The following is a 21,231-nucleotide window of genomic DNA, read 5'->3' as shown; positions in this document are numbered from 1 at the left end:
GTGCGGCGACACACCCTTGTCGTTTCAGGCCTGCTTCTGCGGCAGCCGATGATAAGCGCGCCCGTGATACACCAGACCCGATGTCGAGGAGCCGAGATGCACCGCCTGTACGGCGCAGAAGAAAACCGTATGGGTGCCGATGTCCACGCTTCGGTCCACCGTGCAGTCGAGACTCGCAGCCGCGGTTGCCAGCACCGGTGCGCCTGTGACGAGGCGGATCCACTTGCCGTAAGTGAAGCGCTCGGTCATTTGGATATCTCCCTTGCCCGCGAAGATCGGCGCGAGCACCTCATGCTCGTCGGAAAGAACGTTGATGCAGATGATGCCCGCCGTGCTGAAATGGCCATATTGACGGCTGGACCGGCCGATGCAGACCAGTACCGTGGCTGGGTCGTCGCTTACGGAGCAGACTGCGGACACCGTCATGCCGACGTCGCCGGCTGGTGTCGTGGTAGTGATGATATTTACCGCTGCTCCGATACGTGCCATGGCCTCGCGGAAGGTTGTGCGATCAGGGGAAAGTGCTATCACGGCGGGGTCTCTCTCGGTTGACGGAATGATGTTGCGGGCTTCATGCCCGGAACGTCACGGGTAATTCCATGAGGCGGCGCGTTGATGTACCCGTGGCGTTGCACCAGTCATAAGCTCCGCCGCGCCACAAGTTGGCTCTCGCTGGAAGCTGCATTGCCGGCCGCCTATTGCCGGCGAACAGAAGCGGCCGGCCCGGAACCTGCAAGCTGTTCTCTGATCAACTGTTCTTCGGCGTCGTCGTAAAGACTGGCGATAATGCTGTCATAGCGCTCCATTAGCGGCTTGCGGCGCTTCTTGCGCGTAGCGGTCATCACGCCGTTTTCGGGCGTGAGTTCCTCGGGAAGGATTCTGAAAGCCTTGATCTGCTCTGCTCGCGCCAGCTTCGCATTAGCCTTTTCCACTTCTTTCCGGATCAGATCGATGACGATCGCCGAGGTCGCCAGATCGGCGTAGTGTGCGATCGAAGCGTCGCGCGTTCTCGCCCAATCCATGGTGAGCGTACCGTCCACTTCGATCAGCGCCGTCAGATATTTGCGCCCTTCGCCAATGACCATTGCCTCCGTAATGTACGGACTCTGGCGAAGCTCGTTTTCGATCTGCACCGGGCTGATGGATTTACCGGCGGCGGTGTTGATGAGCTCTTTCTTTCGATCGATCAGCTTGTACGAACCATCCGCGCCGATTTCCACGATGTCGCCGGTATGCAGCCAGCCGTCGCGCAACGCGGACTTCGTTTCGGCTTCCTTATTCCAATACCCGATGAACAGCCCCGGCCCTCGAACGATCATTTCGCCGTCCGGCAACACGCGTGTTTCCCATGCAGCATCGTCAAGCGGCACACCGGAGTTGCCCGGCCTCGACCAGTCGGTCACCTGCGCGAGGTTTCCGCCAACCATCTCCGTTTGCCCGTAGTTCTCTTTCAGATTGACGCCCCATAGTTGAAACAGCGTGACGACCTCGGGTGGCACCGGAGCGGACGCGGTATAGGGATAGCGCAAATCGTCGAAGCCGATTCTGGCCAGCAAGGGCTTGAAAATAACCTCACGGCAAGCGGCGTAAAGCTGCTCCTTGAACGGGTCGCTGCTGCCCGCGTCCAATCGATCGGCCAGCACTTCCCGCGCGATACCTAGCGCAAGCTTGTAGTTTCTCTGCTCGGCATCAGAGCTGCCATTCACGTGATTGATGATCTGGGTCGCGAACTTCTGATAGAAGCGCGGCGGAGCCATATAGGACGTCGGTCTGACTTCCTGAATGCACTTCGCGAAATCGGCCGACACATCGACGAAGTAAGATACCGTCTTCGCCATCAACGGCAGCGTCATGGCCTGTATGCGCGCCACCGTGTGCGAAAGCGGCAGATGGATCACCATGCGCTGCGATTCGGAGAGTATCGCCGGACAGAAGGTCGGCCATGTGAACGCGCCAGCCAGCATCGACAGATGCGTCAGCATCGCCCCTTTGGGCGCTCCCGTAGTTCCCGAGGTGTACCCCAGGCTCACCAGATCCGTCGACTTCGCCGGCTCGGACTGCTCGCGCAGATAGGCGATCTCGTCGCCGGCAAATTGCCCGGCGAACTCGGCCAGTGAAACGACATTCGTGCCGGTGCCGCCTGGCGTGCTCTGCCAGCTCGGATCGAGCACCACGATTTTGACGAGCTTGCGGGATGGGTCGGCAGCTTCGATGATCCGAAGCTGTTCGGCACTGCCTGCAAACGCGAGTCTCGCTCCCGAGTCTTCCAGATAGTAGCGGACCTCTTCGACCGACGCAGTGAAATAGACGCCTACCGTGACCGCTCCCGAGCAGATTGTCGCCATATCGGCGATGACCCACTCCTGGGAGACGTCGCCCATGATGGCAATCCGTTCGCCTCTGGCTATACCGGCTTCCCTGAGTGCGGCGGATACGGAACAGACCGCATTCGCGTAGCCCTTCCAAGTGGTGGGTATCCACTCCCCGGCACGCTTCTGAAAAAACGCGTTCGCCCCAGGGTCGTCCTTCAGCCGCTCGATCAGCAAGGCCGGGATGGTGGTGGTAGCGAACTGACTGCCGGATGTCCACGGTGCCGCGGTCATTTGTAGTTGTCTCCAAAGCGCTTGCGCTTTTCGGCGAACGAAGCCACCGCTTCGCGGCGCTCGGGGGAATTGAAAGTTAGCGTTTCCAGAGCGGTCGATGTATCGAGAAGCAGGTGGGCATTCTGCTTGACGAGCTTGTTGACGCAGTACTTCGTCCAGACCACCGCGTCGCGTGGACCGCTCGCGAGAAGTTCCGCGTAATCGATTGCCGCTTCCAGCAGCTTGTCGCTTTCGACGATCTTGTTGATCATGCCCATTGCGAGTGCTTCCTCGGCGCTGACGAAGTCGCCAGTCATCAGATAGTGACGCGCGCGCACCGGCCCGAGAAGAAGCGGCCAGATCACCGCTCCGCCATCGCCCGCAACGACACCGGCGTTGACGTGCGTATCGGCGAATCGTGCGGTCGGGCTCGCGTAAATCATGTCGCAGAACAGCGCGAGCGTGGCACCCAGGCCTACGGCCACCCCATTGACCGCCGCCACGATCGGCACCTCGACCTCAAGCATGTTTCTCACGAGGTGACGGCCACCGCGCGTTGCCGACGGGATATCGCCATTGTCAATCGACTTCTGATCGCCGCCGGAGCAAAAACCGCGGCCGGCACCGGTCAGAACGATCGCCTTGACCGATTGCTCGTGATCCAGATCGACGAATACCTGTTCCAGCTCGCCGTGCATGTCCCAGTTGATAGCGTTCAGGATTTCCGGGCGATTCATTGTGACAATCGCGACTCCGGAGGACCGCTGTTCGACATTCAGATACTGATAGCGCGAAGACGTGTTCATACGTAGTTTCATCCTTGAGTTGGCTGCGGGTTGGAGCCCTGTGGGCGCATGGCGCGAATCTTCTCGAGCAACTCGTCCGTTGGGCGGACAATATTGTTGCGATCGTTGAAATGAGGAATCACGTAACGGCCGACCATCTCGATCGCCGACATGATCTGCTCGTGCGGTACCGAGTCGATATGCAGCAGCACCTCGTCGATGCCCAGCTTCTCGTATTGCTCCAACTGACGGATGACGGTATCGGGACTTCCGCATACCGTGGTAGCGGATTCGTTCAGAAGGTAATCCCAATCTTCGACGGCGCGTTGCATCGCGGGTACGCTTTCGGCCATATACGCATAGTTGTCCGCAAGTTTGGCGAGCCGCGGATAGGCATCGGTAGAGATGCGCGCATAGTTCATGATCGGGCCAGCGTAAATGTCCTTGGCTTCCTGGTCGGTTTTCCCGATACCGATGAAGAGCGGCATGCCGGCACGCGGCTTATGCAATGGTCCGGTCTCATCGCACTTCCAGTTCTTCCAATAGGTGTCCAGCAGACCCTTCTGTTTTTCCCATCCCTGATAAATGGCATGGCTCATCACCGCAAGGCCTTCCGAGCCAGCCCAGGCATGGCTGTTCGCGCTGGTTGCGGCAACGCCGAGCACCGGATACGGCTTTTGCAAAGGCTTGGGTACGAGTGACCGGGGTGGCACCTGGTAATACTTTCCGTCGAAGGTGAAAACGTCTTCCCGCATCGCTTTGCGCAGCAGCGCCATGCCTTCTTCCATCTGCGGCAGTGTTTCGTCGGGCGATACGTTGAAGGCGCGCATTGCGATCGTAGTGTTGGCGCGGCCGCAATACATCTCCATCCGGCCGTTGGACAGGATGTCGGTCGCCGCCAGCCGTTCCGCAGTACGCAGTGCGTGATTGATGGCTTTGGGCATCAAGGCCACGGCAGGACGAAGTTTGATTCGCGAAGTGACGGCGGCGAGATAACCAAAGACCACTTCAGGAGCCGAACTCGAAACGCCGCCGAGAGCAAAGTGCTGCTCCGAAAGAGCAACAAAATCGAAACCCATTTGCTCGGCAAGCAGTGTTTCGCGAACCAGTTCGCGAAGCCTGTTCGAGTAGCTATGCCCAACCTGTGTTTCCTGCTCGGACCAAAAACCGATTTTCAATGGCATTTGTTCTTCCTTGACAGTCGTAATTAAAAATTCATGGCGAGCGCGAATTGCTGCTGACGTTCCGTCAGTGTCTCGCCGTGAAACTATGGACATCGTCAATGCACCTGATTTCGAAACGTTGCAGAAGAATTCGATAAGTATTCTTATCGATTCGTCTACGTTTCCGGCTCTGAATTCCCGTTGCTTTCGTGAATAAATATTGCCGCAGATCCCACAGCATTTTTTATTCTTTTTATGCCACTACCTTATCGATACCCGCAGATCATGCTGCCGGCGCACCGCCTTCTCTACGTTGATGATTCCGCCGCAAATGCTGCCGCAAGAAGTCTGGCCGTTGCATGCAGACAGGTCTCGCCAATCTCGCGTGACGATCCGCGCGCATCGCCGAGCACGCCGTTTCGGGAGATGGAAGCAACGCCATCCCTCCACATCAGATTCAACTGCTCGGTCGTCATGAAGCCGACATGGCCGGCCACCAGCTGTCCGTGCCGGACGCTGTCGGGATGGAGGTGGATCATGAGCGAGGTCTCGGCGATGTCGGCGTGTCCACCTACCGACTCCGGATCGCCACCGGCTTCCTCGACCGCCAGTCGCCACTCACGCAGCCACGCCTGATGATTTGTATAGGCAAGAACCTGAACGTCCGGGCCTGCAGCTTCTCTCAAACCCGGCAACATCGCATGAAGAGCATTGAAGTTGCCGACATGGGCTGAAAACAGGTAGATACGCTTGAATCCGTGCTTCGCGAGGCTTACACAGTAATCGTGACAGAGCGCGGTATAGGTTTGCTCCTGCAATGAGATCGTGCCCGGGAAGGCCATGTGGTGCTTCGAGCATCCAACCTGTATGGTTGGGGCGATCAATGTCCGCCCCAGCAATGCGGCAATTTCCACCGCCAGGGCTTCAGCATGATCGGCATCCATACTCAGCGGTAGATGGGGGCCGTGCTGCTCGATTGCTCCGCAAGGAATGATGACGCCGTCGAACTGCGTGGCCAATGCGGACGACACGTCCTCATACGTCATGCGCGAGAGATGCAGCGTTTCCGGTGGTTCGAAATTACTCACAATTGGGCTTTCCTGTTGCGGGTCAGAAATTGGGATCTGGCGTCGGCGGACTTCGAATTGCCGAGATATCCACGGAGATCGTCGAGCGTCATCTGCAGCAGCGCCGCGTCGGTCATCTGTGAACTCTCGCGCAGCGTTCTCTTGATGGCGGCGAAGAGTTGCCGGTCTTTGCTGCAAAGCTCCCGGCATTTGGCGAGCGCGTCCTGCAGCACTTCGTCATGCGTGGATATTGCGTCCACTGCCCCGATGGCGAGCCCATCGCTGACGGAAATCAGCTCACCCGAAAACAGCAAAGAACGGGCGACACGTTGACCAAGCAGGATTGCTGCGTGACGCATACCTTTTGCCGCGGGCAAAAGGCCGTGATTGATCTCGGGAAATCCCAGCCGAGATTCAGTCGATGCCACGACGTAATCGGCGTGAAGGGCCATTTCGAATCCCGCGCCCACCGCATAGCCATTGACCGCGCACACGAATGGACTCGGATACTGCTCGAGCTGCCCCAGAAATGCGTGGAACTCTTCCATGCGCGACAGCGCGAGTTCGTGGTCCGCCACTTCATTGATATCGCCGCCGGCGCAAAAGAACTTTTCTCCCGCTCCCGTAAGGACGATTCCAGGTGGTACGTTTTCCTGAGCAAGCTCGCTGAAGGTGGAAATCAATGCGGTAATGAGTGGTCCGCTAAGAGCGTTCGCTGGTGGCCGGTTTATCGTCAGCTGCACGAGGTCGGCATCGATCTGAGTGCAAATAAGTTCGTTGGTTTTCATACCTGATGCCTCGTCTTTTTTCATCTGATTAGTGTAGGTGCAGGGGGGCAAAATTTAATTTTGATTTGTCGGCACCATCGTTAATCCGGCAGATTAAAATCGCGTCATGCAGATGGCCCACCGAATGTTGCGCTGAGCGCGGCGACCCATGAACTCACCTAGGCCGATCAGGCGCAGAAAGCGAGTGAACCGTGGAACCAGGAACGCCTGACACCCGTACGCCCACTTCGCCAGTCATCACAGACCAGGTGAAGATCAACTACCAACCGTTCGACCCGGATTCTGTCGATTTACCGGTCATTTCTGTCCTTCTCGAGACGAGTGGAAAAGAGGATGAGTTGCCGATGCACGTCCACCGCAAGGGACAAATGGTCGTGGCATTGAGAGGGTCGGTCATGTGCCGATCACCGAACGGATGGTGGATCGTCCCGCCCAATGGCGCAGTGTGGATTCCCGGTGGCATTCCTCATAGCAATCATGCTTCCGATCTTGCCAAGCTATATGTCATTTTCATTCCACCGGACGAAGCAGATCTGCCAACGGAGTGCAGTAGCTTTACGATTACACCGCTCATCCGTGAGCTCATCCGTTCACTGGCCAGACTGCCGCCAGACTATCCCAAGGAAGGGCCGACGGGCCGGCTCGCCAGAGTGTTGCTGGATCAGCTCACGCAACTGACACCCGATGACGTCTTTCTCCCCATCTCCGACAATCATCGGCTCCAACAGATCGCTTCGTCGTTGCTGGACAATCCTGCCGATCGCAGCACGATCGCGGAATGGGGACGCCGTTATGCCATGAGCGAACGTACGCTTGCGCGCTTAGTGCTCAGCGAAACCGGTATGACGTTCGGGCGCTGGCGCGAGCGTTTGCATATCATCATTGCCCTTCAGCGATTGTCGGCCGGCGCATCGGTTCACGCCGTTTCGCTAGAACTCGGCTACGAAGGTCCCAATTCGTTCATCACCATGTTCAAGAAGACCATGGGACGAAGTCCCGGTAAATTTCGAGTGGACAAGATGGATGCTTCTTCGCCCTGATCGAGACGCGGCGCCAGGCGATGCCGGGTTGCCCTTCATAGCTGGCGCGCCCGCTGCCGCAAGATGAACTTCTGGATCTTGCCGGTCGCGGTTTTCGGCAGCGGCGTGAAAGCGATGGTCTTGGGAACCTTGAAATGTGCCATCCGTTCGCGGCAAAAAGCGATGATGTCTGCTTCGGTCACGATCGCACCGTCTTTGAGCGCGACGAAAGCACACGGTGTCTCGCCCCATTTTTCGTCAGGGCGCGCGACGATTGCCGCCTCCAGAACAGCGGGATGGGAATACAGCACGTCCTCGATCTCGATCGACGAAATGTTCTCGCCTCCCGAGATAATGATGTCCTTCGAGCGATCCTTGATTTCCAGGTATCTATCGCGATGCCATACACCGAGATCGCCGGTATGAAACCACCCGCCGGTAAATGCCTCCACCGTGGCGTCCTGATTCTTCAGATAGCCCTTCATGACGTTGTTGCCGCGAAGAAAGACTTCGCCGAGCGTATTGGCGGCGATAATCGCTACGGTATCGCGCTTGCCGATGCCGCGCCCGCGCAGCGCGCCGGCGAGTAGCCAGCAACGCCGATACGTTTCGGCCCGGTCGCGGCGAATCGCGCCATGAACGATAGCCGTGCGCTCCGGCCAGATGGAAGCCGCGCGTTCGAGAAACGTCATTGCGGACAAAGCAATGAAATTCGCCGGGTCACGCTCGAGTCCGGCCGTATATGGATTGTCTGCCGTGATTCTCATGCGGGCCGCTCCGCAGCTGTGGCACTCGTGCGATCGGCAAAGACGCCGGGGTTTTCTGCGTGTCTCATCTCTCTTCCTCGAGTTGTTTTTCTGGTCATGAAACGCTCTGAAATGAGCGGCGCGACTGGATAGCTTCAACCTTCCTGATAGTCGCTGACACGCTCTATTTTTCTCTGCTCCACCACGTTCAGACCGTAGCCCTCCAGACCCACAATCGTTCTCTCGTGATTGGAGAGCAGGATCATGTTCTTCACGCCGAGTTCGGCGAGAATTTGCGCGCCTATTCCGTAATCACGCAGTGCCTGCTCGGCGGGCTTGGGATGCATCATCGAACGCACACGGTCCGACACAGCCGTGAGGCGAGACTCTCGGATCAGCACTATGACGCCGCGGTTCTCGTCCGCCAGCAGACGTGCGGCACCACGTAGTGACGCGAGGTGGTGACCTCCAATGATGTCCTTTATGGTATCCGTGGCATGCATGCGCACGAGGACGGGGTCGGCTCCCCGCAGATCGCCCATGACAAACGCAATGTGTTCGACCTGATCGATCCGGTTGCGGTAGACGACGATCCGCCAATGCCTTCCATTCGGTTCGGTGAAGCTGCCGTTTTCAACGACCTCCACGAGCTTTTCCGTGCGTCGGCGATACGCGATGAGATCGGCGATGGTGCCCAGTTTCAGCGTATGTCGCCGTGAAAATTCAATCAGGTCCGGCAACCTCGCCATAGTGCCGTCGTCATTCATGATTTCGCAGATCACGCCGGCCGGCGCGAGCCCGGCCAGACGCGTGATATCCACCGCGGCTTCGGTGTGGCCGGCGCGCACGAGCGTACCGCCGTCACGTGCCATGAGCGGAAAGACATGCCCGGGAGAAACGATATCGTCGCGCCCCGTTTCCGGATTGATGGCAACCGAGATCGTGCGTGAACGGTCGGCCGCCGAGATGCCCGTACTCACCCCATCACGCGCCTCGATCGAGACCGTGAAAGCCGTCTCGTGCCGCGAACCGTTGATCCGGCTCATCAAATGAAGGCCCAACGATTCACAACGCGAGCGGGTCATCGCGAGGCAGATCAAACCGCGTGCATGCGTCGCCATGAAGTTGACGGCGTCGGGCGTGGCGAACTGGGCGGGAATAATAAGGTCGCCTTCGTTCTCGCGATCCTCGTCGTCGACCAGAATGAACATGCGACCGGCTCGCGCTTCTTCGATAATGTCCGACGCCGTCGCGATGTCGGCGTGCGAATCCGCTGGCTGGCGGGTCGACGTAGCGTTACTCATCAGAACACCTCACGCGGTCCGACGCGAGCGCCGTCTGCGCTGCGTACGCTTCGCGGCCGATGAGTGTGCTCTCGGTCGCGCCCGGCTGACCCGGCAAAAAAATCTTCACGTCTCTTCTCCCTTTTCGGATCCCGGCATGCGGTTTCGCTAAAGGTTTATTGCCGGCTTCCGCTTCCGCTCGCCGGGCGATTGATGTAATCACGACACCTGCGCCAGGCCGTGAATCTGGATAGGCCGTGTCGTGTCGATAGGGAGCGTCGTTTTGTTTGCCAGCCGTTTGAGGACGACGTTCGAGCGAACGCTGGCCACGCCGGGAAGGGACGTCAGCTTGTGTGTGATGATGTGTTCGAGTTCGACGAGATCTCTCGCCACCACCCGCAGGAGGTAATCGGTTTGCCCGGTCATCATGAAACAGTCCATGACTTCGGTGATACCTCTCACCGTGTCCGCGAAACTCTCCCGCGCATGCGTGCCCTGCCGCTCGAGACTGATCTCGACAATGGCCATGACGCCCAAGCCGAGTAGAGACGCGTCGAGGACGGCGACGCGCCGGCTGATCACACCGAGACGCTCCAGATTTCTGACTCTGACTAGGCAGGGAGAAGGTGACAGATTGACTCGGGCTGCCAGTTCGAGGTTCGTCAAACTCGAGTCCTCCTGAAGTTCACTCAAGATACTGAGGTCAATCCTATCCAGCGCAACGTTCATGGCCCGGGTCTCCTCTTCGCTAAAGGCTCTGGTGCCCCGAGTTCGAACGGTCGCTTGGATCAGAACATCGACTTCCGCTTCAACACGTATTTGAACAACGGCACCTGATGAACGAGTTTATGCCAGCTGCCTGCGCGGGAAATTCCGATAAAAAGTCGAGTTATCACCAAAAACAGACATTCTCGTCGGCGCGCGGGAAAACCCGCTATTCGTCACACTAGCGAAACGTTCGCTGAGACGGCGATCAGGCCTTTCTGGACGGCGGCAGGTCGGTACAGACGCCTTCGTACAGCTCGGCGGCCATACCGATCGATTCGCCGAGCGTCGGATGCGGGTGAATCGTCTTACCGATATCCGTTGCATCCGCGCCCATCTCGACCGCGAGACAGACTTCGCTGATCAGGTCGCCCGCATTCAGACCGACAATCCCGCCGCCGATCACGCGATGCGTTTCCTCGTCGAACAGCAGCTTCGTGAAGCCTTCGTCGCGGCCGTTGGCGATCGCGCGGCCCGATGCGGCCCACGGGAACACCGCCTTGCCGTATTTGATGCCTTCGGCCTTCAACTGGTCTTCCGTCTTGCCGGCCCAAGCCACTTCCGGATCGGTGTAAGCCACCGACGGAATCTGCAGCGCGTCGAAGTATGCCTTTTCGCCGTGTGCGACTTCGGCGGCGACGTGCGCTTCATGCACGGCTTTGTGCGCCAGCATCGGCTGACCGACGATATCGCCGATCGCGAAGATGTGCGGCACGTTGGTGCGCATCTGCTTGTCCACGTCGATGAAGCCGCGATCCGTCACCGCGACGCCTGCCTTGTCCGCGCCGATCTTCTTGCCGTTCGGCGAACGGCCGACGGCAACCAGCACGAGGTCGTAGCGTTGCGCTTCGGCCGGGGCCTTCTCGCCTTCGAACGACACATAGATGCCGTCGTCTTTCGCTTCGGCCGCCGTGGTCTTGGTCTTCAGCATGACGTTGGCGAAACGCTTGCTGTTGTACTTCTCCCAGACCTTGACCAGATCGCGGTCCGCGCCGGCCATCAGACCGTCGAGCATTTCGACCACGTCGATCTGCGCGCCGAGCGTGGCGTACACCGTGGCCATTTCCAGCCCGATGATGCCGCCGCCGATCACCAGCATGCGTTGCGGAATCTGCCGCAGTTCGAGCGCGCCGGTCGAATCGACCACACGCGGATCTTCCGGAATGAACGGCAGCTTTACCGCTTCCGAGCCCGCGGCGATGATTGCCTGCTTGAACTTGACGACCTTCTTGCCGCCCTCGACCTGCACTTCCATATGATGCGGATCGACGAACGAACCCGTGCCCGTGACCACTTCGACCTTGCGCATCTTCGCCATGCCGGCGAGACCGCCGCTGAGCTTCTTGACGACGCCCGACTTGAAGTCGCGCAGCTTGTCGAGATCGATTTGCGGCTTGCCGAACGTGATGCCGTGCGAGCCGAGCGCTTCGGCTTCGTCGATCACGAGCGCCGTGTGCAACAGCGCCTTCGACGGAATACAGCCGACGTTCAGACACACGCCGCCGAGCGTCGAGTAACGTTCGACCAGCACCGTCTTCATACCCAGGTCAGCAGAACGGAACGCCGCCGAATAGCCGCCGGGGCCCGAACCGAGCACGAGCATGTCGCACTCGATATCCGCGTTGCCGGAGAAACTGCCGCCCTGCGGTAGAACTGACGCGTTTTCCGGCGCCCGAACTGCAGCAGCCGATGGTGAACTCGCCGCATCCGCTGCCTCGCCGACGCTTTCGAGAAGCGCGATTAACGTGCCTTCAGACACGATATCGCCAACCTCGACGCTCAATCGCTTGACGACGCCAGAGACCGGGCTCGGCACATCCATGGTCGCCTTGTCGGATTCGAGCGTAATCAGGGATTGCTCTTTCTCGACACGATCACCGACCTTCACGGCGATTTCGATAACGGGCACTTCCTTGTAATCGCCGATATCCGGCACCTTGATTTCTGTCGCGCTCATGAAAACCCTTGTTGTGTCGCTCGCCTATGTCTGTTCAAGCGGAAAGAAGCTCTATCGTCGCCTCGTGCGAAATCGCTCGCCTGCTTCGTCAGAGCAGCAGCCTGCGGTAATCGGCCAGCAGCGAAACCAGATACGCGTTGAAACGGCCTGCTTCCGCGCCATCCAGGGCTCGGTGATCGAATGACAGGGAAAGCGGCAGAATCTGGCGCGGCACGAACTGTTCGCCGTCCCAAACCGGTTTCATCGCGCTTCGCGACAAGCCGAGAATCGCCACTTCCGGCGCATTGATGATCGGCGTGAAATGCGTGCCGCCGATACCGCCAAGTGAGGAAATGGAGAAGCACCCGCCCTGCATCTGATCGGGTTTGAGCGTGCCTTCCCGCGCAAGCTTCGACAGTTGACCAATTTCCCTCGCAATCTCGACAAGCCCCTTTCTATCCGCATCGCGAATGACGGGTACGACGAGACCGTTCGGCGTATCAGCGGCGAAGCCAATGTGGTAGTACTGCTTGAACACGAGCTTGTCAGCCTCGAGGCTTGCATTGAGAGTCGGGAATTTCTTCAGCGCGATGACAACCGCCTTGATTACGAACGCAAGCATCGTGAACTTCACGCCTGACTTCTCGTATTCCTTGTTCAACTGCGTACGCAATGCCTCCAGTTCGGTGATATCCGCCTCCTCGTTGTTCGTGACGTGAGGAATCGTTACCCAGTTGCGGTGCAGGGCGGCGCCGGAGATCTTCTGGATGCGCGACAGTGGTTGCGAATCGACGGGACCAAATCGCGCGAAATTGCCCCGAGGCCACGGCAACAGACCCAGTTCCGCTCCGTGCGGCGAGGCGGGCGACGCAGGGACGGCAACCGCGCCGGACGACGCCGTCATCGCGCTCCTGACGAACGCGGTGACGTCTTCCAATGTGACACGTTGCTTCGAACCAGTGCCCCGCACTCGTGATAATTCGACACCCAGTTGGCGCGCGAGCTTACGCACCGACGGCGATGCGTGGCTTTCGCGATATGCTTCGCCTTCGGCCACCGGGGCGCGACGCAACGGCGCGGGCGCGGACGTTGGTTCGGGCGCCAGTACTGTCGCGGCATTCGTATTCGGCTGCGTGAGATCGCGCGCAGCAGCGGCCGTGGGCCCCGGCACCGCCTCGTCGCGCTGCTCCTCCGCGCTTTCGAGCACCACGATCAATGTGCCTTGAGACACCTTGTCGCCAACCGCCACCTTCAGTTCCTTGATCACACCGGCGGCCGGGCTCGGCACATCCATCGTCGCCTTGTCCGACTCGAGCACGGCGAGAGACTGCTCCCGCTCGACGCGTTGCCCTACTTCCACCAGAACTTCGATTACCGGGATGTTCTTGTAATCGCCAATATCCGGCACTTCTATTCGTGTCACCCGCACATTCATCTCCAGCAGCAAGCGTTTCAACAGTCGGCGTCCAGCTCTTCACATAGCTGGACGCTCTTCATTCGATCTTTGATTGCTCACGATGAACCAATGAAAGCGATTGTAAGCACCGTCGTTGGCTGAAAAAGTCTGGAACTGGCCGTCCACGGTGTGCGCGAACGCGCGCACCAATGCCCCCGTGCGATCACGTGCGAACATGGCGTCCCAATCCGAACCCCACAGCACCTTGATGACGTTCCAGCCGGCGCCGGTGAACTGCGCCTCGAGTTCGTCGATGATCCGGCCATTGCTGCGTACCGGTCCGTCGAGCCGCTGCAGATTGCAGTTGATCACGAACACAAGATTGTCGAGTCTCTCGCGCGCGGCCAGTGAAAGCGCGCCGATCGCCTCGGGTTCGTCCATTTCGCCGTCGCCGAAATAGCCCCACACTTTACGGCCTTCCGTGTGCTTCAGTCCGCGGTTCTGCAAATAGCGCATGAAGGGCGCCTGGTAGATCGAGTTAATTGGCCCAATGCCCATTGAACCGGTCGGGAACTGCCAGAAGTCCGGCATCAGCCACGGATGCGGATAGGAACACAGGCCCTCACCAGTGATCTCCTGCCGGTAATGTTCAAGATGCGCCTCGCTGAGGAAGCCTTCGAGGTATGCCCGCGCATAAACGCCCGGTGCGGAATGTGGCTGAAAATAGACGAGATCGCCGCCGTGAGCATCATTCGGTGCACGAAAGAAATGATTGAAGCCCACTTCGAACAGGTCGGCTGCCGACGCATAGCTGGCGATATGGCCGCCCAGTTCGCCGTAGGCGCGATTGGCCCGCACCACCATGGCAAGCGCATTCCAGCGCAGTGCGGCGGCAAGCTTTTCTTCGATATCCAGGTCACCGGGATAGGGAGGCTGCTGATCGACGGCAATCGTATTCGCGTAGGGCGTGATACTCAGGCGCGCCGTCCCGATACCGTTGGACGAAGCGTAGGCCGCGAGGCGATCGAACAGGTACTGCGCCCGTTCAGCACCCGCATGCCGGACCACGCCATCCAGCGCATCGAGCCATTCGGCGGTTTCCTGTGGGTCGTCGTCGGTGCGTGTCTGACCCAAGGAAGAGATCAAGGGTGTCCCCGTCGATAAATCGGTCATCTTGGCCTCCGTAAGAGCAATGCGAATTCAGTGATGAATGCGCAAAGGTTACGGGTGATACAGCAGAATGTGTGGTCGTATTTAGGGCTGGCAAACCGGTGCCGCCTGCAATCTCTTCTGGGAAACGCCGGATTTACAGCATTTCTTTTTGAGCCAGACGGCCTGACGTGGCGGACGCAAATTTATGGGCGGGAAAGCATGTGAAAGGCGCTTCAAGACTCGAAGCACCATCGATCACACGCGCGTACTGATTGAAGAGAAAGAAATCACGAACTCACGCTCTATGATCATCGGCGATCTGGAGGACGTTTTCGGAAGATATCGGAATACCCGGGAAGCCTTAACTGGCGGAAGGCAGCCGGAGTCGAACCGACCTGAGAGCGTCTGACGCCCTCAACTGGGTTTGAAGCCCAGCCGCGCCACCGGACACGAATGCCTTCCTACGGTGATTGAACTACACGTTGCCGATGATCAGAGCAGATCGAGCCAGCGACTATCCGTGCGCAGCAGATGCAGGCCACGGTGGAAGCGAGTATACCCAACCCGGTCGAAGAATTCCAAAAGCTGAATCGCGCGTTTGCGGCCCAATCCGGTGACGTCGCGAAACGGTGCGGCCGCAACCGTGCCGGCATTCTTTTGCGCCTCGGCAGCCGCAATCGAAGCCAGTTCGCGAATCATCTCCGGGTGATAGAAGAGATCGCGCACAACCTGAAACAGCTCGCCCTGCCGCGCGAGCTTGCGCATCAATTGACGCACACGCTCCTCGGATACGCCGTGCGCGCTGGCCAGATCGCGTACCCACGGCGGATCGAAACGCCCCGCTTTGACTGCGGGCAGCAACGTAGCCGCGAGCGCGCGATCAGCATCGTCGAGCGTCACCGTGTGGCCCGGCAGATGAAGCCAAGGCCCGCGCTTGACGATCTCGGCACGCGTCGCGGCATCGTCGACAAGCGCGCGCCACAGCGCGTCGTCCACCAGCGGCGCGGCAATGCGTCGCAAGCGCGAGATGTCCGGGCCCAACTCGTCCGGCGAGCGTTCGTGGTACTGCGCGAGCGTCGTCGTCAATCGCGTATTGAGCGCTTGCCAAAGCGCGTCGGCGACTAGCAATGCGTCCTCGCCTGGCAGTTCCACGACACGCGTGTTGGACGGCAACGCGAGCGCCGCCGGCATGCCCGTCAAACTTTCCAGCAGCGAGCGCGACAAGCCATGCGGCGCTCTCGCGAAGATGGCGTCGAGCGTGCCGGTGTCGAGCATCGTCTGAAGCGCGTCGAGCCACGCCAACCGCTCGGCCGAACGACGCTTGCGCGACGGCGCGAACGGATCGAGTACATGGCCACCGCCGATCGTGCGATTGGCCTGCGCGTTGCGCACCACGAACCGATCGCCCGGCACCGCGCAAACCGGCCGCTCGAACACGAGTTGAACGCGGGCACGCTGACCGGCGCCGAGCGTGTCGCCATCGAGCAACGCGACATGCGCGACCTGGTGCTGCGTGCCCAGATGCACGTGCAACGGCGCCCAATGCTCCAACGTAAGCGGTGCATCGGCTAGCAGCGTCAGCATGACGTCGATTCGCTGCGACGCCTGCGAAAGCCGCGGATCGACGATCCAGTCGCCACGATCGATCGCGCTCTTCTCGATGCCCGCGAGGTTCAATGCGCAGCGCTCACCGGCGCGGCCGCTTTGCGCCGGACGATTCTGCGCATGAATGCTGCGCACGCGCACCGGTTGATTCTTCGGCGCGAGCAGCATCGTGTCGCCGACCGCCACGCGGCCCGACACCACGGTGCCGGTCACGATCGTGCCCTGGCCCGAGAGCGTGAAGACACGATCGACCGCGAGACGGAACAGGCCATCGTCACGCTTCATCCGCCACGCCGCGGCGGCCGCGTGCAGGTGCGCCGTCAACGCGGCCACGCCAGGATCGTCGGCGCGCACCGCGCAAGTATCGAACACGGGTGCGTCTTCGAGCACGCTTCCGCTTAGAAACGCGATGACTTCGTCGTGCACTTCGCGCAGACGCTGCGCGTCCACGCGGTCTACCTTGGTCAACGCGACGGCACCTTGCCGAATACCGAGCAGCTCGATGATCGCAAGATGCTCGCGCGTTTGCGGCATCACACCGTCGTCGGCGGCAATCACGAGCAGTGCGAAATCGATGCCGCTCGCGCCCGCGGTCATGGTGTGCACGAGCTTCTCGTGGCCCGGCACGTCGATCAGGCCGAGCACGTCGCCATTCTCGAGCGGCACGTACGCGTAGCCCAATTCGATGGAAATGCCGCGCGCCTTCTCTTCTTTGAGGCGATCCGTATCGACGCCCGACAGCGCTTTCACCAAGCTCGTCTTACCGTGGTCGATATGCCCCGCCGTACCGACGATCATGCGCGCACGCCCTTCAGCTGCTCGATCAATTGCGCTTCATCGGCGGCTTCGAGACAGCGCAGATCGAGGCGCAATGCATCGTCCGCGATACGGCCGATCACGGGCCTCGCCATCTCGCGCAGCCGCTTTTCAAGCGCGACTAATTGACGGCCACCGCGTTTGCCGTCCGCCATTCTGACGACGAGGCCGTAACTCGGCAGCACGTCGACCGGCAAAGCGCCGCTGCCGATCTGGCTGAACATCGGCTCCGCCGTCACCGCATAGCGTTCGCCGAATGCGCGCTGCAACGCGGGTTGCACGCGCTCCGCGGCGAGCCGGATGTGGTCGGCGGGACGGGTCAACAAGCGCAACGTGGTGAGCCGCTCCGTGAGCTTCTCCGGCGCACGGTACAACTGCAGCACAGGCTCCAGCGCCGCGAGCGTCAGTTTGCCGACGCGCAACGCGCGCTTGAGCGGATGCTTCTTGATCTTCGCGATCAGATCGCGCCGCCCGACGATCAAACCGGCTTGCGGTCCGCCGAGCAACTTGTCGCCGCTGAACGTGACGAGGTCGGCGCCGGCTTCGACGGATTCGCGCACCGTCGTTTCACGCGGCAAGCCCCATTGGCTCAGATCGACCAGCGTGCCGCTGCCGAGGTCCACTGCAACCGCAAGACCGCGCGCATGGGCAAGTGGCGCGATTTCATCCAGACCAACCTCTTTGGTGAAGCCGCTGATCGCATAGTTGCTCGCGTGGACTTTCATCAGCAGCGCGGTTTGCGGGCCGATGGCTTCCTCGTAGTCCTTCAGATGCGTGCGGTTCGTCGTGCCGACTTCGCGCAGTTTCGCGCCCGCGCGGCTCATGATGTCGGGAATGCGAAACGCGCCGCCGATTTCAACCAGCTCGCCGCGCGACACGATGACTTCTTTCTTGGACGCCAGCGCGGACAGCGTGAGCAGCACCGCGGCCGCGTTGTTGTTGACCACGGTGGCCGCTTCGGCGCCGGTCAGTTCGCAGATGAGCGCGTCGATCAGATCATCGCGATCGCCGCGCTTGCCGGTGCCCAGATCGAACTCGAGGTTGGCGGGTTGCGTGAGCGCTTTCATCACGGCCTGCACCGCTTCGTCGGGCAGCAATGCGCGGCCGAGATTGGTATGCAACACCGTGCCGGTCAGATTGAAAACGCTGCGCAAGCGCGACTCGTTGCGCTGGCGCAGCGCGGCTTCGACTGAACGCTTCAGTTGCGCGACGTCGAGCGCGCTCACAGACGCATCGCCCGACTGCGCGCCGGCGCGCCAGGTGTCGAGCGCTTCGCGCACCGCGCTCAACACCTGGGTGCGGCCGTATTCGCCGATCAATGCCGCGAACTCGACCGACGCCAGCACCTTTTCCACCGACGGCACGCGCGCCATCAGCGCCTGCAATTCAGAGCCGCTTACATCGCTCACGAGGCCATCCCTTTTCTGGTCGCATCCACTCGCTGCTAGTCGGACTCGCCGGAAGAGTCATCCGCACCGACACCCTGTTCGGGCCACAGCCACGGATGCGGCGACGCGCGCCGGTAACCTTCCGCCCCCATCAACAGATCCAGCGTGAGACTGGCGAGATCGTCCGCGAACGGTTCGAAATCGTAGTCCTTCGACTGAATGCCGATCTTTCGATAAGTATGGCATTCGTCGCACGATTCCGCTTTCAGCGCGGCGTTCTTCGATTCCGCTTCGCGCGTAGCCTCGTCGGCATCGGGCGAGCCGACCGTGTGATAAGCGATGCCCTTGGTCGAATCGCAGTTCGAGCACTTCGTGCGAACCATGTGCCACTCGGTCGAGCACAGGCCGCATTGCAGGTAGCGGTAATTGTCATACGCGCCGCCCACACGCACGATGCTCGCCACCGGATGCGATCCGCACACGGGACACAGGCCGAGTGTCTCGATGTACGGCACCTCGCGCTTGTCGATGTCGGCAGCGAGGTCGGTCCACACCACTTGCAGCGCGGCCACGATGAACGGCGCGCTCGCCGGATCGACCTCTTCGAAGCGCTGCGCAAAGATTGCGTCGGCCTGGAATTCGAGCGTGGCGGTGTCGAGCGTGCGCAGCCTGGCAATCAGCGCTTCGAGCGGCGGCGTGAGCGGGCCCGCGGTTGCCACCTTGTCGAGCAACTGGCGCAGCACGTCGCGCCAGGCCGGATCGCGCACGCCGGAAAGCGCCGGAATCAGCGGCATGGAATGCTGCTGCGCACTCGCGATCAACTCGGGGCTGGGCGGCTGCGCCTTGAAGCTCGTCATCACGGCTTGCTGCGCATCGGCGAGCACGGCCATCAGGCGCAAATAGCCGGCGATCGGATTGTTGAGCGCCGCAAGCTGGCGCAGCCGCGCGGCGCGGGCGGAAAACACCGCGAGCCGTTCCGGCGTGCGAATGCGCGGAATCGCCGAATGATCGAGCGATTCGATATCGCCGGCTTCGAGAATACGTTGAACCACAGTATCGACCTCTGAAAACTAAGGAGCCGCCGCCGTTCATCGAACAAGGACGGCGGCTCGGGTGCAGCGCGCCGGAATCCGCGCTGCCTGGGTTGCCTATGCGTGGCCCGCTATTTACCGATGATTTCCTTGAACCAGTTCGGATGATGTTTCCGGGCCCAGCCGTAGGTCACCGTGCCGCGCGTCATGGCGCCGATCGACCCCTTGATCCACAGCGCCGCATAAATATGCACGACGATCCCGACGATCAGCACGAACGCCGCCGCGGCATGCACGAGCGCCGCGAGCCGGATGATCTCGATCGGAAAATAGAACGAGAAATAGCGGCGCCAGATCACGATGCCACTCGCCAGCAACAGCAGCAGGCAGATCACCATGGTGAAAAATAACAGCTTTTGACCGGCGTTGTACTTACCGATCGCGGGGAGCTTTTCCTCGCGATTGTTGAGCACGTCGTCGATCTGCCTCATCCACTGAAGGTCGGCCTTGTCGAGATAGTTGTGATGCCAGAAGCGCAACGCAAGAATCAGAAACGACAGGAACATCACGCAGCCGACGAACGGATGCAAAATCCGAGTCCATTGCCCACCGCCGAAGATCGCGTAGAGCCACGACATGGCCGGATGAAACATGGCGAGGCCGGACAGCGCCAGCAGAACGAACGTGATCGCGGTGATCCAGTGATTCGTACGCTCGTTCGGCGTGTAGCGCACGATCAGACTGTTGCCCTTCACGTCCTTCAGATCGGTATGCTCAGGGTGCTTCATTGGATGCCTCCCGCGAACGGCGTGCCTCGTCGGCTTCGTGCTGGGCTTCGGCTTCATCCGCCTCCGACACCTCATTCGGACCGACGCGCGTGTAGTGGAAGAACCCGGCTATGGCCGCGAACGCAATGCCCGCCAGCGCCAGCGGCTTGGCCAGCCCCTTCCACACGGCAACCATCGCGCTGATCTTCGGATTCTGCGGCAAACCGTGATACAGGTTGGCCTTGTCGGCGTGATGCAGCACGTACATGACGTGCGTGCCACCCACGCCGGCAGGATCGTACAAACCGGCGTTCTGGAAACCGCGTTCCTTCAGATCTTCAACCCGGTCCGCGGCCTGCTGCTTCATGTCCTCCTTGGTGCCGAACATGATCGCGCCGGTCGGGCACGTCTTCACGCAAGCCGGTTCCTGGCCGACCGCCACGCGGTCCGAACACAGCGTGCACTTGTACGCGCGGTGGTCCTTCTTCGAAATGCGCGGCACGTTGAACGGGCAACCGGTGATGCAATAGCCGCAGCCGATGCAGTTTTCCTCGTGAAAATCCACGATGCCGTTGGTGTACTGCACGATCGCGCCCGGCGACGGACAAGCCTTCAGACAACCGGGATCCTCGCAGTGCATGCAGCCGTCCTTGCGGATCAGCCACTCGAGATCGCCTTCGGTGTTCTCGTATTCCGAGAACCGCATGACGGTCCACGAATGCTCGCTCAGGTCGCGCGGGTTGTCGTAGATGCCGGTTGTCGTGCCGATTTCATCGCGCAGATCGTTCCATTCCATGCAGGCGGTCTGACACGCCTTGCAGCCAATGCACTTCGACACGTCGATGAGCTTGGCGACCGTGCCCGTGACCGGCTCACGCACTTGCGGTTCAGGCAAGGTCGTGGCCGAGAGGCGTTTGATGTCCAGTGATTGCAGTGCCATCT

16 protein-coding genes, 1 tRNA gene and 2 pseudogenes are annotated in these 21,231 nt (G+C 60.3%); 1 reads left to right on the top strand and 18 read right to left on the bottom strand.

Features of this window, described 5'->3' with window-relative positions; all coding sequences use genetic code 11:
• Positions 1 to 24: 24 nt before the first annotated feature.
• From B0G74_RS36415 to B0G74_RS36390, 6 genes are all read right to left on the bottom strand, one after another.
• Entirely contained in the window at positions 25 to 531 is a 507-nt protein-coding gene (locus B0G74_RS36415) for a flavin reductase family protein (protein ID WP_243658494.1), read from the bottom strand.
• Positions 532 to 695: 164 nt separating this feature from the next.
• Positions 696 to 2,603 (bottom strand): AMP-binding protein, encoded by a 1,908-nt coding sequence (locus B0G74_RS36410; protein WP_132381442.1) that lies wholly within the window; start codon positions 2,601 to 2,603, stop codon positions 696 to 698.
• Complete coding sequence (locus tag B0G74_RS36405; protein ID WP_132381440.1) at positions 2,600 to 3,388, bottom strand: enoyl-CoA hydratase-related protein; 789 nt, start codon at positions 3,386 to 3,388, stop codon at positions 2,600 to 2,602. The genes B0G74_RS36410 and B0G74_RS36405 overlap by 4 nt, the downstream gene beginning before the upstream one ends.
• Before the next feature lie 8 nt (positions 3,389 to 3,396).
• The gene (locus B0G74_RS36400; protein ID WP_132381438.1) at positions 3,397 to 4,551 is read right to left on the bottom strand and encodes an LLM class flavin-dependent oxidoreductase; all 1,155 of its coding nucleotides are present in this window, start codon (positions 4,549 to 4,551) and stop codon (positions 3,397 to 3,399) included.
• 287 nt (positions 4,552 to 4,838) lie between these two features.
• Positions 4,839 to 5,618, bottom strand: coding sequence for a creatininase family protein (locus B0G74_RS36395; protein ID WP_132381436.1), 780 nt, complete (start codon positions 5,616 to 5,618; stop codon positions 4,839 to 4,841).
• Positions 5,615 to 6,385 (bottom strand): enoyl-CoA hydratase/isomerase family protein, encoded by a 771-nt coding sequence (locus tag B0G74_RS36390; protein WP_132381434.1) that lies wholly within the window; start codon positions 6,383 to 6,385, stop codon positions 5,615 to 5,617. Before B0G74_RS36390 ends, B0G74_RS36395 begins: the two co-directional genes overlap by 4 nt.
• A gap of 248 nt (positions 6,386 to 6,633) precedes the next feature.
• Between B0G74_RS36390 and B0G74_RS36385 the strand changes: the two genes are divergently transcribed.
• Positions 6,634 to 7,425, top strand: coding sequence for a helix-turn-helix transcriptional regulator (locus B0G74_RS36385; RefSeq protein WP_243658493.1), 792 nt, complete (start codon positions 6,634 to 6,636; stop codon positions 7,423 to 7,425).
• A gap of 35 nt (positions 7,426 to 7,460) precedes the next feature.
• Here B0G74_RS36385 and B0G74_RS36380 read toward each other — a convergent pair.
• From B0G74_RS36380 to fdxH, 12 genes and pseudogenes are all read right to left on the bottom strand, one after another.
• Positions 7,461 to 7,925, bottom strand: a pseudogene (locus B0G74_RS36380) (acyl-CoA synthetase); the annotation flags it as partial.
• 380 nt (positions 7,926 to 8,305) lie between these two features.
• The gene (ribB, locus tag B0G74_RS36375) at positions 8,306 to 9,454 is read right to left on the bottom strand and encodes a 3,4-dihydroxy-2-butanone-4-phosphate synthase (RefSeq protein WP_132381430.1); all 1,149 of its coding nucleotides are present in this window, start codon (positions 9,452 to 9,454) and stop codon (positions 8,306 to 8,308) included.
• A 198-nt stretch (positions 9,455 to 9,652) separates the two neighbouring features.
• Entirely contained in the window at positions 9,653 to 10,162 is a 510-nt protein-coding gene (locus B0G74_RS36370) for an Lrp/AsnC family transcriptional regulator (protein ID WP_132381428.1), read from the bottom strand.
• Positions 10,163 to 10,406: 244 nt separating this feature from the next.
• The gene (lpdA, locus tag B0G74_RS36365) at positions 10,407 to 12,155 is read right to left on the bottom strand and encodes a dihydrolipoyl dehydrogenase (protein WP_132381426.1); all 1,749 of its coding nucleotides are present in this window, start codon (positions 12,153 to 12,155) and stop codon (positions 10,407 to 10,409) included.
• Positions 12,156 to 12,243: 88 nt separating this feature from the next.
• Positions 12,244 to 13,569 carry a dihydrolipoyllysine-residue acetyltransferase gene (gene aceF, locus B0G74_RS36360; RefSeq protein WP_132383189.1) on the bottom strand — a complete coding sequence of 442 codons (1,326 nt, stop codon included), beginning with the start codon at positions 13,567 to 13,569 and terminating at the stop codon, positions 12,244 to 12,246.
• Between the two features lie 96 nt (positions 13,570 to 13,665).
• Positions 13,666 to 14,703 (bottom strand): annotated as a pseudogene (locus B0G74_RS36355) (pyruvate dehydrogenase (acetyl-transferring), homodimeric type); the annotation flags it as partial.
• Positions 14,704 to 15,048: 345 nt separating this feature from the next.
• Positions 15,049 to 15,144: transfer RNA gene (locus B0G74_RS46000), tRNA-Sec, on the bottom strand.
• 30 nt (positions 15,145 to 15,174) lie between these two features.
• On the bottom strand, positions 15,175 to 17,085 hold the full coding sequence (gene selB / locus B0G74_RS36350) for a selenocysteine-specific translation elongation factor (RefSeq protein WP_132381424.1): 1,911 nt from the start codon (positions 17,083 to 17,085) through the stop codon (positions 15,175 to 15,177).
• A complete protein-coding gene (selA, locus tag B0G74_RS36345) occupies positions 17,082 to 18,512 on the bottom strand; it encodes an L-seryl-tRNA(Sec) selenium transferase (RefSeq protein ID WP_132381422.1) in 1,431 nt (476 codons plus the stop codon). Before selA ends, selB begins: the two co-directional genes overlap by 4 nt.
• 35 nt (positions 18,513 to 18,547) lie before the next feature.
• Complete coding sequence (gene fdhE / locus B0G74_RS36340; RefSeq protein WP_132381420.1) at positions 18,548 to 19,543, bottom strand: formate dehydrogenase accessory protein FdhE; 996 nt, start codon at positions 19,541 to 19,543, stop codon at positions 18,548 to 18,550.
• 110 nt (positions 19,544 to 19,653) lie between these two features.
• Entirely contained in the window at positions 19,654 to 20,310 is a 657-nt protein-coding gene (locus B0G74_RS36335) for a formate dehydrogenase subunit gamma (protein WP_132381418.1), read from the bottom strand.
• Positions 20,297 to 21,229: a formate dehydrogenase subunit beta gene (fdxH, locus tag B0G74_RS36330; RefSeq protein ID WP_132381416.1), complete on the bottom strand. Its 933-nt coding sequence runs from the start codon at positions 21,227 to 21,229 to the stop codon at positions 20,297 to 20,299. Before fdxH ends, B0G74_RS36335 begins: the two co-directional genes overlap by 14 nt.
• Positions 21,230 to 21,231: the final 2 nt, after the last annotated feature.

The organism is Paraburkholderia sp. BL9I2N2, from assembly GCF_004339745.1.
Classification (GTDB): Bacteria; Pseudomonadota; Gammaproteobacteria; order Burkholderiales; family Burkholderiaceae; genus Paraburkholderia.
This window is presented reverse-complemented; position numbering and strand designations above follow the sequence as displayed.